12 protein-coding genes and 2 pseudogenes are annotated in these 15,851 nt (G+C 60.0%); 3 read left to right on the top strand and 11 right to left on the bottom strand.

The window, feature by feature from the left end:
• Nucleotides 1-19: 19 nt before the first annotated feature.
• The 3 genes from NMG70_RS00190 to NMG70_RS00180 are packed head-to-tail and all read right to left on the bottom strand — an operon-like array spanning nucleotide 20 to nucleotide 5,846.
• Nucleotides 20-2,149, bottom strand: coding sequence for a hypothetical protein (locus NMG70_RS00190; protein ID WP_254022716.1), 2,130 nt, complete (start codon nucleotides 2,147-2,149; stop codon nucleotides 20-22).
• On the bottom strand, nucleotides 2,146-4,659 hold the full coding sequence (locus NMG70_RS00185; RefSeq protein WP_254022715.1) for a hypothetical protein: 2,514 nt from the start codon (nucleotides 4,657-4,659) through the stop codon (nucleotides 2,146-2,148). Before NMG70_RS00185 ends, NMG70_RS00190 begins: the two co-directional genes overlap by 4 nt.
• Nucleotides 4,656-5,846 (bottom strand): DNA cytosine methyltransferase, encoded by a 1,191-nt coding sequence (locus NMG70_RS00180; RefSeq protein ID WP_254022714.1) that lies wholly within the window; start codon nucleotides 5,844-5,846, stop codon nucleotides 4,656-4,658. The genes NMG70_RS00185 and NMG70_RS00180 overlap by 4 nt, the downstream gene beginning before the upstream one ends.
• A 252-nt stretch (nucleotides 5,847-6,098) precedes the next feature.
• Between NMG70_RS00180 and NMG70_RS00175 the strand changes: the two genes are divergently transcribed.
• Both NMG70_RS00175 and NMG70_RS00170 read left to right on the top strand, forming a co-directional pair.
• Nucleotides 6,099-6,536 (top strand): very short patch repair endonuclease, encoded by a 438-nt coding sequence (locus NMG70_RS00175; RefSeq protein WP_301555114.1) that lies wholly within the window; start codon nucleotides 6,099-6,101, stop codon nucleotides 6,534-6,536.
• Between the two features lie 265 nt (nucleotides 6,537-6,801).
• A complete protein-coding gene (locus tag NMG70_RS00170; RefSeq protein WP_254022713.1) occupies nucleotides 6,802-7,803 on the top strand; it encodes a hypothetical protein in 1,002 nt (333 codons plus the stop codon).
• A 12-nt stretch (nucleotides 7,804-7,815) separates the two neighbouring features.
• Here the strand turns inward: NMG70_RS00170 and NMG70_RS00165 are convergent, their stop codons facing one another.
• The 4 genes and pseudogenes from NMG70_RS00165 to NMG70_RS00150 all read right to left on the bottom strand — a co-directional run.
• Nucleotides 7,816-8,214 (bottom strand): thiamine pyrophosphate-dependent enzyme, encoded by a 399-nt coding sequence (locus NMG70_RS00165; RefSeq protein ID WP_254022712.1) that lies wholly within the window; start codon nucleotides 8,212-8,214, stop codon nucleotides 7,816-7,818.
• Between the two features lie 1,373 nt (nucleotides 8,215-9,587).
• Nucleotides 9,588-9,770: a hypothetical protein gene (locus NMG70_RS00160; protein WP_254022711.1), complete on the bottom strand. Its 183-nt coding sequence runs from the start codon at nucleotides 9,768-9,770 to the stop codon at nucleotides 9,588-9,590.
• Between the two features lie 65 nt (nucleotides 9,771-9,835).
• Nucleotides 9,836-10,456 (bottom strand): isocitrate lyase/phosphoenolpyruvate mutase family protein, encoded by a 621-nt coding sequence (locus NMG70_RS00155; RefSeq protein ID WP_254022710.1) that lies wholly within the window; start codon nucleotides 10,454-10,456, stop codon nucleotides 9,836-9,838.
• Between the two features lie 92 nt (nucleotides 10,457-10,548).
• Nucleotides 10,549-10,770, bottom strand: a pseudogene (locus tag NMG70_RS00150) (LysR family transcriptional regulator); the annotation flags it as partial.
• Nucleotides 10,771-11,681: 911 nt separating this feature from the next.
• Between NMG70_RS00150 and NMG70_RS33125 the strand changes: the two are divergent.
• Nucleotides 11,682-11,825 (top strand): annotated as a pseudogene (locus tag NMG70_RS33125) (IS5/IS1182 family transposase); the annotation flags it as partial.
• Between the two features lie 69 nt (nucleotides 11,826-11,894).
• On the opposite strand, the gene NMG70_RS00140 reads toward NMG70_RS33125, so the two are convergent.
• From NMG70_RS00140 to NMG70_RS00125, 4 genes are all read right to left on the bottom strand, one after another.
• Nucleotides 11,895-12,728, bottom strand: a complete 834-nt coding sequence (locus NMG70_RS00140) for a phosphodiesterase (RefSeq protein ID WP_077378728.1) — start codon at nucleotides 12,726-12,728, stop codon at nucleotides 11,895-11,897.
• Between the two features lie 75 nt (nucleotides 12,729-12,803).
• Complete coding sequence (locus NMG70_RS00135) at nucleotides 12,804-14,084, bottom strand: ABC transporter substrate-binding protein (RefSeq protein WP_077378727.1); 1,281 nt, start codon at nucleotides 14,082-14,084, stop codon at nucleotides 12,804-12,806.
• A gap of 108 nt (nucleotides 14,085-14,192) precedes the next feature.
• On the bottom strand, nucleotides 14,193-15,065 hold the full coding sequence (locus NMG70_RS00130; protein WP_077378726.1) for a carbohydrate ABC transporter permease: 873 nt from the start codon (nucleotides 15,063-15,065) through the stop codon (nucleotides 14,193-14,195).
• Nucleotides 15,062-15,745: a carbohydrate ABC transporter permease gene (locus NMG70_RS00125; protein WP_254022709.1), complete on the bottom strand. Its 684-nt coding sequence runs from the start codon at nucleotides 15,743-15,745 to the stop codon at nucleotides 15,062-15,064. The genes NMG70_RS00130 and NMG70_RS00125 overlap by 4 nt, the downstream gene beginning before the upstream one ends.
• Nucleotides 15,746-15,851: the final 106 nt, after the last annotated feature.

Genomic DNA, 15,851 nt, shown 5'->3' with positions numbered 1-15,851 from the left:
TATCCCCCCTTATGCCGTCTTAGCCCGCTTGCCCAGAGATCGAGCGGGCAAGCTCGATAGTGATCCGACGCGCGTCGCCGTCGTCGTCAAGCAGCGCCTTGGCCTCAGCGAATATCCGCGCAACCCGCATCGCTTGCCCGACGCTAGGCTTGAAGCCAAGCTTGGGGACGATTTGGGCTGCCTCTGAAAAGTCTTCTGGCGCGGCGGCCGGATCAATCGCCGAGAGGTCGAGCATCACCGGGCTAAGAGCCATAGGCGCAGCAAAGGCAGCGCCCGCGACGAACGTCCCTTGGGTATCGATCCACGGGACATCGTCCGGCAGGGCCGCAACCTCTTCATGGTTGCGGTCGGCGACGGTGCAGCAAACAAGGAGGCCCCGCGGCAGCCCGCCGCCGCGTATCGCGTCGCGGAGCGTGGGTAGCCAGAATCGGGCGCCTGAGCGGTCAATGCCCCTGACGACAACCAACACGGCACCGGACCCCGCAGCTGCTGCCGCAGCCGCGACGAGCGTTGGAGCGCCGCTGCCCGCGCGTGACCAGAGGTCATCGAGCGAAATGAGCGTTGGATCGGCATCAATCACAGTGAAACGGCCGGGACACAGCGTCGCTTCTGCGACTCGCAGGAAATCCGCTACGTCCGAGCCAGAGAGGATGGGGACCTCGCCCGCTAGGGTCAGCACCGCCAACCGACGGAGCTGATCCTTCCCGTTGTCGGTGAGGAGGAGGTTCTGAGTGATGGCGCGGCCCTTTTCATGGGCGGGCACGGTGGGCCGGTCGGGGAACCGCGGCCCGATGCCGTTCGCGGGACCTGTCTTCTGATCGGGCGTTGCGGTCGCAGCAGGCGCGCTCAGCTTCTCCGAAATCGCAAGCAGACGATCGACCTCGGTGGAAGCTTCGCGCAGACGCGAACGCGCCTCCTCGGTGTCCGCTTTAAGCAAATCGAGTTCGCTTGTCGCCGCAACCGTCGCTTCTCTGACCGCCGCCAGCGCTTCCTCCTGCCGGGATGTCTCGAGTTCCAATTCGGATTTGCGTTCGGCGAAACGAGCATCGAGCTCCTTAAGTTCGTTTTCGAGATCTTCCCTAGCGTTTCGTTCGTCGGCCGCAAGCGTATGGCGGCGCTGCTCGGCGAGCGCCGCGATCTCGACCGTGAGCCGCTCGAGCCCTTCCTTCTTGTTCCGTTCGATTTCTTTGCCCAGCTCTTTCGTCAGGCGGGTTCGCTCGTCGGCAATCTCGCGCTCGAGCTCACTCCGAAGGCGATCCGCTTCGGCTCCGTGGCCCTCTCGCGCCCATTGCGCCAGGGCATCGCGCACGTCATCGTCGTAGAGCGCAGCGTCCAGATAAGCCTTCATGAGCTCGCGATCGGCGCGGAGCCGCTGGGCTAGCTCGCCCGACCGAAGCGACGCCTGGGCCGCGTCATGATCCATCGCCCCTGCGAAAACGCGGCCAGTCTGCTCCTCTTGGTGCATCTCGAGCCACGAGATCAGGTCGGCGATATGGGGATCATTCACGTCCGATAGCGAGCGGATGACTTGCGCTACGTGGTCGGCCTCGTTGGACCAGTCGAAGATGCCGGCAGGTCCCTCCGTCGGCGGAAAGTAGATACTCTCTTCGTCGGTGGGCACACGTGAGACACGGCGCTCATCATAGTCCCACCACCGCACATCGCGAGCCGATTTGCGCGCGATGCGCAGAGCGCCATCCTTCTTTGCCTCGAACTCCACGACGAGAACCCGATCGCCGGAAACGCGCAAGGCCCAGAGTCCGGCCCGCTTGTCGCCTCGCCACCCTTCGCCAGTCAACATTGCGCGATAGACCGCATTTTCGGCATCAGGCAAGACCGCATAGCGCGGAATCCGCCTTAGGTGGGCGGCCTTGTACTCAGGGCCGCGCGGCCGCTGGTTCTTGGTCGCATCGAACTCGACCCAATCACCGACAGCAAGGCCCGCGTGGACCACCCCGTGCGTTTCGACAAACCCATCACGCGGAAAGATGCGCTTCGGTTCCTCGATGACATCGATGCCAGCATCTCCCACGCGGCCCACAACGGCCACCGTCCCGTAGTTGCCTTGGCGGCGCGTGAACCGACCGATATACAGCTTCGATTCCGAGGCCGAAGAGATTGACTGTGTCGGATAGTTGTCGGCTTTCATGCCCCGATTCCTCCTCCGATCCATAGCGGCCGGCGCGCGCCGCGGCCGCGGCGGGAAGTCCGGGCAGGGTCGGCGTCGGCCGAGTGACGTACCCCTTCAATCAAACCCGGCATCAGCCCGGCCAACCATCTAGTATCATCTAGGGAAACTGCGTACTCCCAACCATGAGCGGAGGTCCCTGCGTTCACCAGACGCCGCAGCCGCAGCGCCGTGGCGACCTCAAGCGGAAGCGCGCCCTCAACCGGGATACGCCTGATCCTGCCCTCGTGAAGCCGGAAGAGCGGCCGACTCGCCTGAAGATGTGCATCGAGGATCGCGGCGTGGCGAGAAGTGAAGGTGCGCTGCCTTACGCCGGTCACGCGGTACAAATCGTGGTCTCGTCGATGTGGATGAACGAGCCTGACTAGCGATACCGCTCCAGCCGAGCTAGCGCCCGCGCGAAAACGACCGAGCGACCAGTCCCAGACTCCGGCGGCGCCATAGTTCCTTCCTACAACCGCAGTCTCAATGAGCCGTGTGGCGGCGCTCCCATCAGGAGACGCGGCCCCCTCCGCGATCGCCCAGCCCAGCGCGTCGGCAAGGCCGGATGCGTTGACGTGAAGGGCACCGACCAGCGCGGGCGCCTGCGATCTCTCGAACAATCGACGGAAGGGAGTTCCTCCCTGCAGGATCACGGTTTCCCGGAAGTCCTGTTCAAGGCGGGCCGGCAACGCGCCGGAGACCACCACCGCGGCGCCGCCATCGGTCTTGATCTCGGTCAGCGTTGGGTGGCCGAGCGTGAAAACGCGTCCGCGCCACCGTTCGCGTAGTCGGGCGCTGAGAAATGAGGCTTCCTGGAGGGTGCGCAACATGTCCCAAGCGCGCGAGCCGACAGCGCGGTCGATGATCGCCACGGCTTCCCCTTCGGGAATGCCGCTTCTGCCGGACGCGTAGAGCGCCTCGAGCATATCCTGATGCTCATAAGGTTGGTCGGTCCACGCGGTATCCGTTGGTTGCGCGCGATCAATTGGCCGATCAATTGCCAAACGCCATTCCGCTTGGCACGGCTGCGAATAGGCTGCTGCGTCTAAACTAGGATGGACCTCAGCCAGAGGCACAAATCTTACCCGGCGAGTCCAGCGGCCCTCGCTGTCGCCTAAAGCGAAGTCGCCGTCGACCGGGCGTTCTGCCCTAAGCGTGCCATCAACGCAGGCAAGAGCTGAGGCGTTGTCGCCCGAAAGCGGCATGACTTCGACATCTTCGCTCGCTCCTTCGACAAGGGGAAGGTACCGCGGCCAGCCGAGCCAATCCTTGCCCACGCGCACGCCGTCGGCCAAGCCGATCATGCGCACAGTTTGCTTCGCGTCACGGATTCCAAGCTGGCTCAAAACGTCGGCTATTGCGCCCTGCGCAACAGGCGAGGTCGTGACGTGCCACGTGCCGGAGCGCTTGAAGCGCGTCCCGGTGATCGAGGCGGACCGGACGTGGCGATCGGCGACCGCGAGATGGAACGGTCCGACGCCCATTGGAGGCTCGCCAACCGCTGACCAACTGGCGAGACCGCTGGAACGAAAGAACAGAATGCCGCGCCTGATTGATGGCCCCAAGTTTCTGCTATCACCGAGCATTGGCGACACCACGGCATCTCCGATGTCCGGTGGAAACAGTAGCTGCGAAACGCCCATGGCCCGGTAATGACGCTCGCCATCCTCGTTGAACTCCATGAAAAACGAAGCCTGGGATCCCTCCTTATGGCCCGCGAGTTGGCTAGCGTAGGCGACCAGGCGCCAGAACCTATGGTCTATTGAGGCGGCGCCCGCTCGAAGCGCTCGCCTGAAGTCTTCGAACGCGCTCTTAAAACCGTATGACACGGCGCCGCTGTGGACCAAGGGATCAAGGACGCCTACGAGCACCCTCGGATCTTTGGCCATATCGGGGTTTCGTTCGACCTGCCTGCGAAGCAAGGCGACATCGCGCCTGGTCGGAAATGACAGGTATCGCGTGTACCCGATATGGGTCCACGTCTTCGGGCTGTCGGGGAGCACGAGTCGGCGGAAGGGCGCGCCTGACTCGACCCTGCTGTCGAGCCATGTGGCGAGTTCCACCCACATCGCGGCTATGCCGCGCAGGTTCATAAGAGAACGATGTGTGCCGAGCCATTGCGCAAGCTTGGCCCGGTACTGGCCCTGACCCTCATATTCGCCGTCCAACAAGCTGTCGACGAGGAGGCTCAGCGCGAGGATAGCCATGCAGTTGGACACCTCCGAGGTGGTTGGCCAATACCTGCCGTATTGGAGGCACCAGTAAAGGCGCGGATCCCTGAGAAGGGCGCGTTTGAAGGCGCGCTCGGCTTCCTTCGCCTGGTCAGGCGTGTGTCCGCAATGCTTCGCTAGAGTTTCCGGCGTTATCTCGAAAGATCGGAGGGGATCGGCGTTGCCGCCGTCTGCACGCAGCAGCGCTCTGGTGAGGGTATGTTCCCAGTCACGCAAGGTTGCCGGGAAGCCGTCCGATGCCTGTGCGGCCGCATTCATGCGGACGCTTTCTGGTCCGCCGACTGGCTGACAAACGCCTTCGCGTGACTTGCCAGCGGCTCAAGCAGAGTGTCGGCCAGGAACCGAACCACCGCAGGGACAACGCCGTCGCCAATTAAACGGAAGCATTCGTTATAAGTCTTGGGGAGTATGAAGTCGCTGCCCAGGCCCATCAGTGAAGCAGCCTCGCGTTCGGAAAGCAGCCGCGTGCGCACTCTCTCGCCGTCGACCACGACGATCCGTGGCCTGGAGGCGCCGCCCTTGGGGGTTCGCAGACACCCGAGTGTCTCGCCGAATGCGATCTCCGCGCGCTGAATGTTCCCTGCCTTACCGTTTGGGCGCATCCTGAGGTAAAGGCTGCCGATCACAGGTTTACCCATGGCTTTCGCCTCCGCGAGCCGGATCAGCTGGGTTTTGGACATCATCCCCAGCAGCCGATTTGTTGCATCATCGGAGTTCCACTCGGCATCGTCGCTAAGGTCGATCACGTCGGTGAGCCGGACGCGCGATGTCGCGGGCGGATCGCCGGGGGTCCACCACACCCAGTTCGCCGCATCAGCGGCTCCAAGGCCTGCGCGGGCGCGCAAAAGAATCTGCGTATGCCAAGGGTTTGTAGGAAGCTCGGCATGAACTCCGGTTGGCAACGGAACGTCCCGACGCAACGCGATAATGAATACGCGCGGGCGAGACTGCGGCACGAAATGCGAGGCATCCGCTATCAATGCGCCGAAGCGATAGCCGATTTCGCTCAGTGCCGTGCAGATGGCCCTGAAATCCGCGCCGCCGTTCGCGTAGAGAAGCCCAACGACGTTCTCAAGCGCGAGCAAGACGGGATGTCGCCGTTCGTCCGCTAGGCATCGCATGAGTCTAAGGAACGGCCAAACGGCGCCCGAGCGAGTTGCCGCATCTCCGCCTGCTTCGCCAATGCCGAGCTTTGCGCCGGCCTGCGACAAGTCTTGGCAAGGGAAAGATGCCCATGCCAAATCGACCAGGCCGTTAAGATCACTGGGTTCGACTAGCGCAATGTCGCGCCTGTCAAAATGATCGTCGCCCCAGTTCTCCGCGTAGGATGTCCGCTTCAGTTCGTCGCAATCATTTGCGAATACGCACTTCCAGCCACCCTCAAGTCCGGCACGTGCCATACCCGCGCCGGCGAAGAACTCGTAGTACTTGTATGTTGCCCCCAAGAACGCCCCCTCGCCATTGGGAATTACCACTCTCCTCGACACTGGCGGAGCCATTTCGGCTGCTGTTCGCGAACTTGCTTCACCTAATGTGATTTGCCGATTCTCCTTTTAGGAGAGACGAACGGCGTCTGCAAGCTTCGTTGAGGAGCCAAACGATAAGGCCACAGAATTGTTAATTGCCTGGTCCTCTAGCTGACGGCAAACTCCGCGATAAATGTTGCGCATTAAGTGGTCGAGCCCAATTTATTTGACATGACCGACAATATTTACTCCGAACAGCGAAGCGCGGTCATGCGCGCCGTGCGGGCGAAGAATACCGCGCCTGAGCGTATCGTGCGTTCGATTCTGCATCGCTCTGGGTATCGCTTTAGATTGCACCGTTCCGATCTTCCGGGGAAACCGGACATCGTTCTACCTTCGCGTCGGGCGGTAATCATGGTGCATGGTTGTTTCTGGCACTCTCATTCAGACCCAGCGTGCAACCGCGCCCGACAGCCTAAATCGAGGGTCGAGTATTGGAAGCCGAAACTTGCCAGGAACGCGGCGAGGGACCAGATCGCTCTGGATGAGCTTGAGGCACAAGGCTGGAGAACGCTAGTCATTTGGGAGTGCGAACTGGGTAACCTTGATGTCGTGAAGCAACGGCTCGTTGAATTCCTAGGGGCATCACCCTCAAGTTCGGGAAGGTAGCGCTAACTGGGTCGACCGACGCGCGAAACGCCTCTGCTTCCGGACCTTGGGCCTCGAAGCCGATGCCGCTCTTTGCAGCGACCCTGGCCAAGCAGACAGCGCTTTCGCGACCATTCGCTGTCAAATGGCGGGCGGCTTCTTTCGCGCCCTCCTTCCGCCTTAAACCTTGACGGAGTGCCGCCTAGCCAGGAAAGTGGAACCTGCCAATTGTGAGGGCGAGCTAGGAAGGCTTAGTGGGGCAAATGCTGTCTGTAACGTTGGGTGGATGAGCCGATACGAGGGCCTCGTTGGCAAGCCCGACAAAATCGTCGGGGGCGGAAAATGGGTTTCGGAGAACGAGATCGGCCACGAGGTGTGCAACTTCGCTGTTTGCGGCGACGGTTATGTTTATGGCCACGTGGAGACCATCCAAGGAAAAAAGGACCGAAAAATCCGAATCGAGACTATCGGAGGAATTGGTGACTCTGTTGAAGGTATTGACGTCATATGGACGGCGACTGATCCAGATGAAAGGGGCCGAAAAGTCGTCGGTTGGTACCGCAACGCGACTGTCTTCCGCGAGCGGCAAGAGTTTGTGAGACCTCCGTCTAAGCAGCATCGCCGGGATGAAGTGACTACCTATCGAATTCGTGCCCTAGCAAAGGACGTGCAACGCTTGGAACTTGAGGGCCGCACTTTGCCTTTAGGGCGAGGTCCTGGGTGGATGGGCCATACGCCTTGGTGGATACCGTCCAAAGATAGCCCCCCTGAGGTTCGCGAGTTCGTGAGGCAAACGCGCCGCTGCTTAGACGGCTTATTCGGCCCAAGCGCAAAAACAACAGATAGAAAAATGGCAGGGTGTAACACCCCCTCCGCCGCCAGCGATGCCTACCTTCGATACGTGAAGGCATACGAGGCCCAGATCACTCCGAAACACAGCAATCTACAGGCGCGGTTCGAACACTTCCTTGTGTTGAACGGAGCCAGCGACCTGAAGCCTAACGTGGCAGGTGTCGATCTTCGGTACCGCGATGGAACCAGGGGCACGATTCTTGCCGAAATAAAGCCATGCGAGCTGGCGAACGCCCGATACGCAATTCGAACCGCTATGGGGCAGTTGCTCGATTATAGGCAGCGCGCCAAGGAGAATATGTCGCTGCTGATCGTCCTTGAGAAGAAACCAAATGAGGAGGATCAACTCCTCGCGATCTCCAACGGCTTTGGAATCGCCTACCCTATCACGGGCAAGTTCGAGCTATTTTGGCCGGGTTTCCAAGCACTGGCGTAAACCGCCAGCTCCTTATGGGCCCGGCGGAAGCGAACGCGACTGCACTATCGCCTGTACAAGCGACAGTCCGCCGGTATGGCCCTTTGCATTCGCCAAAGCCATTCGGAGAGACGCCACAGAATCAGCCTTCGCCGTCAGCCCAACTCCCATTGCCGCGGCAAGGCCGCAATAGTCCCAGCGGGAAAGCTCGGCACAAGGCAGCGGCAGAGTTGTCGTGCTCCTGTAATAGCGCGGATCGAGGAGGTACTGCTCATAGCCGTAGAGGCCGTTGTCGACCACGATGACGACGGCGTTCATGTTCATCTTTGCCATGGTCGACAATGCCTGCGCCGTCATCTGAAAGCCGCCGTCGCCGCAGATGACCCGCGGTCGCTTTTCCCCCGGGATGGCGCCGCCGACGGCGGCCCCCATGAATGCCCGATCGAGGCCACAGCGCGCTGCTGATGAAACAGTTCTGGCTGGGCATCCGCAGTTGGGTCGTCAAGGCGGCAGAATAGATTCCAAGGAAAGTGTCCGGAATGACGGTGAATGACGCATCGAGAAACGCCGCTTCATTGATCGTGCGGAACAGTTCGGCATAGGTCAGCCCCGCGGGAACAAGCGTTGGCAACACCTTCGGCAGTTCGGCGATCTCCTATTGCGGGATCTCGGTTCCGCGGTCGCCGTCCCAGGCGCTTTCGCCATCTTCCTCAACACGAACGCTAGACTAGCGCCCTTCCCGTCTTGCGCTTGCGCGCCAGAGGCTTGCAAGGAAGGCTCCAAGAATGCGTGCTGGTCGAGGGCGGCGACATAGTGCGTGAATCCCGCCGCTTGCTCCGCCATTCCGAGGAATACGAGCTGGCCGTCCCAGGTCCTTATTGTCTGCCGGTGCTTGGGATCATGATGCTCGCATGACCTGAGCCGAAGACGTCGCCCAGCGCCACGATCAGGTCTGACTGATTAATCGCGTCGATAACGGACCGTGGCGCCTTTGTATGGGGCTTTTGCTGTCAAGGGGATTATTTTTCGATGGGCATCCCTTTGTTCGACGGTTTGCGGCCATCCCTCCGTTCCGACCTACTTTCTGGCGGAGCGCCGCGCGCAGAGCCTGTTCAGGATGCCCCTCTTGCGGGGCACCGGCGCAGCCAGCGCGCAGCGTCCTGGACAGGCTCGAGCTCAGCGCTATCGTTGCCGGGAAGGGACGTCATGACAGTCCTCGCATTGGAGTATCGACGGGTCTGGGTCTGGGCGGGAGCCGATCGGCGATTGGCGCGCAAGGGCGGCCTGAGGGGAGCCTGCCTGGCGTGACAGCAAAGGCGCCACAACCTTGTATTCGGCGGATCGCAACGATCCGAACCCATGATGCAGTCATGCGCATCGACGGCAAGGCTCCTCGGTGGCGGTTCCCATCCTCTCCCGCGTGCATGGATGTACCGTGAAGGACCATGGACTGTGTACAGCAAGTGCGATGGCGGTATTCGGCTGTAGCTAGAGCCACTTCCTAACTTCGGCGCCCAAAAGCCGTCAGACAGGTATCCACCCCGATCATGCCGGTCTGGTGTCGACCCCATTGTCGCCGCCCCGGCCACTCTCGTCGCCAGGCGAAATTTGCCAACTGTTCGGCTCCCCATGAACAGCGGAAGCGGGGCCATGAACGGACCCGCGTAGCACCACACTACTAAATCAGGTCAAGCATCGTTACGATCCTAAAATGGAGCCGAGTTGACGACCGCCTGGCTCGGCCGCCATCAACGGGAACGCAGCGATTGCAGGTTCTCGAGTGCTTCAGCTCGGCGCAGACAGTGTCAGGCCAGGAACCGCTTTTCGTCAGCCTTGACCTGGTCCATCTTCTGAAGCCGGAAGATTTCTTCGACGGGCACGATGTCTTTGTGGACGTTCTGTACGCCGCCATCGGCGATGATCCGCCGGAAAGCATCCTGCATCGCAGTCGTTGCGGCGCGGATACCATAGTTGCCGTAGATCGTCATCTTGATGTTCCCTAGTGCGCGGATGCGCGTGGCGTCGAGTTCCGGATAAGCGTTGGGAACTATGACTAGCGGGACAGACCCTTTCCAAGCACGGGAGAAGCTCTCGATTTCGGCCGGATCCTTCTTCTTGAGTGAATCAAGATCATGTCGGCGCCGGCCTCGGCATAGGCCATGCCGCGCTTCAGCGCCTCGTCTTCGCCCAGCCCTGCGATCAAGGCTTCCGTGCGGGCGATGACAAGGAAGTCCGGATCGCTGCGCGTCGAGACCGCAGCTTCGATCTTGCCCCGGAATTCCTCGATCCGAAGCAGCTCCTGACGGCCGTCGGCCGCAAGGCTGGTGACCTTCGGAAAGGTCTTGTCCTCGATCACAACGGCAGCCGTCCCCGCCTTTTCGTATTCGCGGATGGCGTGGATGACATTCAGGGCGTTGCCGTAGCCGGTGTCGATATCGGCGACGATCGGCAGAGACGACTGACTGGCGATCGCCCGCATATCGAGATGCTGGGTCATCGTGATCAGGCTCATATCGGCAAGACCGTAAAGCGCCGAAAGCTCGAAGCCAGACGCCCACAGACCGTCGAAGCCGGCCTCCTGGGCCAGGATGGCCGATAGCGGGCTATGGGCCGCCATGATGTGGACGAGGCCGCGATCGGCCATGCGCTCACGCAGTTGCTTTGCTTTGCTCATAGGTATTCTCACCTTCCGAAAGGGCTTCGCAGGCGGCGAGAATGCGGCCGCAGGCATGCTGCAGATTTTCGATCGACGATTTTCCCGGTGTTCTCCTCCTCCGTCTTTTTCCGGCAGAGCCGGGTAAGCCAACGGCAGAAGGCTCGGGCGAGAGCCGGATTGCCGCTGCGGTCGACCGCATAGGCCAGCATGCCGCTCGGCGCACGCGAGCCGGGAATCACTTCCAGGAGGCCTTGTCTGATCAGATCCGCAACGACGATATGGGGCGTCACCAGCAAGGTCTGGCCGGTCGTGACCGCCGGCAAGGCCAGATAATCGGCAGCTCCTGCCGCCTTCCTAGGAGGAAGCTTCAAAAATCGTGCCAACTGCGCATGAAAGCCTCAGAATAAGTGTTCTCGATACTATTCAATGACTTGAATGATGGTGGGAGCTGGAGCCAAGCCGAACAACCCGTGTCGCTCACTCGACAAACCCGGCAGTAGTGTCGGTTGCCCACCGTCTTCCCAGGAATGGCGGGTAGAATTCTCCGCGGGAAGCGGGATTCACGCGTCATTCGACTGCTATGCGCGCTGTCCGATGTCCGACGATTTCGTGGCTTCTTCTAAATTCGCTGTGATCAGTCCGGTTCCAGAGACTGGGTCCGCAATCGGGCAGGTGCCTGTCGTCTTTGTCGACAGGGTGTTTGACACGATGGAGGGGGCGACCTGGCGCACCTTCCAGAGTCGGACCAAACGCAGTTCCCCTATGCGGGATTACGTCAATAGCCGGTACGCCGACGACCGCCGCGCCATCGCATATGTGGCTCGGAACATCCGTCGACGATGTCGGAAGCAATGACCATGCTCGAAACCGCCTTCAGAAAGTAGAGGCTTGAGCCAAAGCGACCGCCAGCAGCGGAAATCTAACTAACTAAGGGCGGCCCGCCGCTCACACCACGGTCATAACGTCTAAAGCCATATTTGCAACAGAGCCCTACCGACGAAGTTAGGAGCTGTTGCACACCTGTCCCTTTGTCGGGTCCGCTACACGGACTTGCTTGGCCATTTTTTAAATCCCTTCGGTCAACCGCTTGAAAAGAATTGCAATTATCCCAGGCCGCCGAACTGGCACGGGTTTTGAATTGCCTGGGTACGAAGCGGCGAAAGCTGCCGAACGGCTTCCTGTCGCACGAGCCGAAATGGATGAAATGAAGAAAGGTAACCACCCGACAGATCTGCGTCGCGGCCTCGCTCACACCCAAGGCGATGCGATCAACGCCATCCTGGCCGCAGCCGGTTACAACTTCTCCCTCCTGCTCAGGTGGCTGAAGCAATTTTTGTGGCTCTTGATCGCCGCGTTCCTGAACCGGCCGAAGCAGCTTGCCGCTTAGCGGTCAAGATTGTTCGCGCAATGACAAGGAAGTTCGGATCGGAACGCGCCGCGGCACCTGAGGCGCGTGTCATATCATGACGAGCCGCCCCCGACCGTCTTCCGTCGCATATTCCCGGGCGATTACATCGCTATCCGCAACCGGCGCAGTATGATGCACAAGAACACCTGAGCTTGAGATGAGCATCACGTCGAAGGTCGGCTCCGATTGGATGAACTCGGCGACGCTGTCTTCGAGGCTCAAAGCAATGCGATGCGCGACACCACGGTTGCAGCTGTAGGGAACGCCGTTCCAGGAGCCCGCCGTCGTGAGATGCAGGTGGCCGAAGGCAAGGTGCATTAGCGACTTATCGGCAATGATCCGGTTCAGAAAAGGCTCCGGGTTTTCGATCAGCATTTCTTCGAACACTTTCACGCCGACAGAGAAAGGAGGGTGGTGCACAAAGACGACCGACCTGCGTCCGGCAGCTGCAGTCTCCTTCAGGGCTGCCTCCAACCATTGCAGACGCCCGTTGCACAGACGCCCCAGTCCCGGATGATCGTCGTGAAGGCTGTCGAGGAAGATCAACCTGATGTCGCCGAAGTCGGCGGTAGACTGAACGAAGCCGTGGGTATCGACAGGCGCATCTGCGAAGACCCGCCGGAAGTTCGCCCGGTTGTCGTGATTTCCCAGCAGGAGTCGGTAAGGGATCTTGAGCTCGCTCACGAGTTCGCGAAACGCCCGATAGGAAGCCTCGTCGCCACGATCAGTCAGATCACCTGTGATGACGCAAAGCGCAGCGTCACCGTGGTTCGTGTTGATGGCATGCACAACCTGCCTAAGGCGCTCGTGCGGATCAAGACCAACCACCAGCTGGCCGGCGGGTGCAATATGTGTGTCACTGACGTGGATAATTTTCAACATTCTACTCGCTTTCGATGAGGCGGAACGAGGTGGAGACGGGGAGAGGCACAGGCCCCTCCCCGTTCTTCACCTTGCTTATTCCTTGACAATCGCTTCGGTGGACTGGACCATCTCCTTGAGGCCGTCTACTGGCGAGACGTCGCCGCTGCCGATGCGGAACAGAACTTCGGACTGGGCCTTCCAGACCTTGATGCTCTTGACGTTGGGATAGCCGAAATAGGCCACAGCAATCGGCCACTGCGTCAAGCTGGTCTTCCAGTCAGGGTTCTTCGCGTAAAACTCACCGAGATATTCATTCTTCAGAGCCTGCTTGTTTGTCGGCATATAGCCGGACCCGAGGACAGTCACTTTCTGACCGGCAGGGCTGGTCAGAAATTTCACGAACTCCCACGCCGCCTTCTGCTTTTCGGGATCCTGCGTCAGGATCGTTGCGAAGTTGCCGCCGGTCGGCAGGTGGCCGTCTTTGGCTCCCATCGGGAATGTCCCGGTGACCAACTTGAACTTGCCGCCGATGGCATCGTCCATGGTACGGATGTCGCCAGTCGAACCGATGAAAATGCCCAGCTTGCCTGCCGCGAACTGCGCCATGCCAGCATCTTCATCAATCCAAGGCATACCCACTTCTTCAACAAGGCGACGAACAGTCGTAGCCGCTTTCAGACCCGCATCATCACCGTAGGTGACTTTGGTCCTGTCGGGACTCATCATCGTGCCGCCATAGCTGTAGACCATGGCCTGCCAAAACCAGTCGCCTAGAGCCAGGTTGATCTGCATTCCGTCGACGTCACTGTTGGCCTGCTTGATCTTCTTTGCAGCTTCGATAAACTCGTCCCAGGTCTTGGGAAGCTGCTGGGGATCAAGCCCCGCTTTCTTCATAAGGTCGGCGTTGAAGTAAGCAATCGGGGTCGATGCGTTGAACGGCAGGCCCCATTGGTGCCCGTCAATACGTCCGAGCTCAAGGACGTTTATGTCGTAGTTTTTATCAACCCAGGCCTGGCCTTCCTGGTCGAGGAAAGGGTTCAAGTCCGTGATCTGGTTACGTGGCGCCAACATCGACGCAAGATCGGGAAGTAGATTCATTCCGGCGAAGAAAATGTCTGGCGTCTGACCGGTCATGGCCTCGCGGGCAACGGCCAGATGCCCCTCATAATAATCCGTCGCCGGGGCACGGAACTTGATCTTGATGTCGGGGTGATCCTTCATGAAAGCGTCGGCAAGCGGCTGGTAGAACCGTTCGCGGAACGCTCCGTAGGCATGCACGACCTCAAGTGTGGTTTCTGCACGAGCCGGAGCCGCGCTGAACGCGGCGGCAGCCGTGAGGCCGGCAGCCATCAGGAAAGCCAAGGTCTGTCTCATCGCGATATTCCTTTCGCTGAGTTGATAAAAAAACAGTTATGTTTGTTGGGTGCGGCGGTGCAGCCTTGGGTCTGAAGCCAGACGTCCCGCCTGGCCCGGAATTGGAAGTTACTTCACTCCGGTCATCGTCACTCCTTCGACAAAATACCGCCTCGCCAGAAGGAAAACGCAAACTAGCGGCGAGGTGATGATGGTGGCGGCCGCCATGAGAGGCCCGTAGCTGACGCCTTCTGCCGATTGGAAGTTCAATAAGCCCAAAGGGGCGGTCATCTTCTCGGTCACGTTGACGACGATCAGAGGCCAATATAGATCGTTCCAATGTGCGGTCACCGAGAAGACCGAGAACGCGGCTATCGCTGGCAGAGCGCTTGGAACGATGAGTCGGAGCACGATCTCGATTTCCGTGAACCCGTCAATCCTGGCGGCATTTATGATTTCCTGGGGATACGTGCGGAAGTGCTGGCGGAAGAGGAAGATCGCAAAGGCCGAAAAGAACCAGGGGAACATCAGCGCAAAATAGCTGTTGAGAAGCCCGAGTTTCGCAAGCGCGATATACATGGGCAGGGCTGGGACCTGAACCGGAATGCACAGCGCAAATAACACAAGCCCGAATAGCAGTGTTTGTCCGCGGAACTTCAATTGCGCGAGAGCATAAGCTGCGGCAACGGAGGTGATAAGTTGTACGCTCAGAACCCCGACGACCACGATCAGGCTGTTGAGCATGAACAGGCCCATCGGCGCGGCGGTCAGGGCCTTGCTGAAGTTCTCGACAGCCCGCAGCTTCGCCGGATCGAGCGAGAACGGATCGGAGAAAATGTCTGACGGATCCTTTACCGCTGCGAGGATCATCCAGGCGAACGGAAGAAGGATGATCGCCGCGAAAATCAGCAATAGTCCGTGTCTGACCGCAGCGGCGAGAGACGGGGCCAAGGACGGCGCGCGAAGCTCTTGGGTAGACACGTCAAGTTTGGCGGAGGTCATGAATAGTGGACCCCCCGCGCTGCAAAGATCTGCACAGCCGAGATCGCCATCATGATGATCAGGAAGACGACGGTTAGCGCCGAGGCGTAGCCAGTCTCGAAATATTGGAAGCTCGCCTGGTAGAGTTGATAGAGGATGACATCGGTCGATCCCGCCGGTCCGCCATGGGTTATCACGGCGACAGTGTCGAAGACCTGGAAGGCAGTAATCGTCGACGTAATAGTCACGAATATGGTCGTCGGCCCGAGCATCGGCCATGTGACGCGAAACAGGCGGTCCCAAAAGCCATCGGCACCATCGATCGCAGCCGCCTGATAAAGATCCCGCGGGATACCGGTGAGCCCGGCCAGAAACAGGATCATATTGAAGCCGACCAAGTGCCAGACACCGATCGCGGCAAGCGCGAAAATCGCGATCGATGGGTTGTTGAAGAAGTCGATGCGCTGGAGGCCAAGGGCGGCGATCAACTCGTTGATCGGCCCAATGCGGCTATGCAGCATGAACTTCCATACAAGCCCCAGCGCAACGAGCGTGCTGGCGACAGGCAGGAAGAAGATGACCTCATAGAGCCGCCTCAGACGGCCGGTGCCATGGACCAGGATCGCGAGGAGCAAACCCAGCAGTACCGACATCGACACCACGACGGAAACATAAAGAGCCGTGTTTGAGAGCGCATTCAAGAAACTGCGATCGTGGACCAATTGGGCATAATTGCCAATCCCCACAAGAGACCAGTCGGTTGCTCCGAGGCTGTAGTTCGAGAAACTCAGCAGGATCACGACGGCG

Origin of the sequence: Mesorhizobium ventifaucium (assembly GCF_935822925.1) — a bacterium.
Classification (GTDB): domain Bacteria; phylum Pseudomonadota; class Alphaproteobacteria; order Rhizobiales; family Rhizobiaceae; genus Mesorhizobium; species Mesorhizobium ventifaucium.
The sequence above is the reverse complement of the archived record's forward strand: the minus strand, read 5'-3'. Positions and strand labels throughout refer to the sequence as shown.